Here is a 216-nt window from a genome sequence, read left to right on the forward strand (position 1 = left end):
TTGCTCAATATCGAAGACACCCACACCGTTAACTATGCGCTTCGAAAGCTGTTGAAAATGGGCCTTTTGTCCAACGAAAAGCGCGGCAAAGAGGTGTTCTATAAAACGTCCGAAGCTGGCGAACAGCTTTGCGAAGCCTACCGCGAAGTACGCGAAAGATGCCTGCTGGATGTGATGAACCGTATGGATATGTCCGGCGAGGAAATGCGCGAATTC

The 216-nt window shown here is 50.0% G+C and carries 1 protein-coding gene; it reads left to right on the forward strand.

What is annotated here, in order from left to right; translation table 11 throughout:
• The coding region (locus tag NLF92_RS14075) for a winged helix DNA-binding protein (protein ID WP_254102896.1) at positions 1-216 on the forward strand (216 nt) is incomplete at both ends.

The sequence above is a fragment of the Opacimonas viscosa genome (genome assembly GCF_024199005.1).
GTDB lineage: Bacteria > Pseudomonadota > Gammaproteobacteria > Enterobacterales > Alteromonadaceae > Opacimonas > Opacimonas viscosa.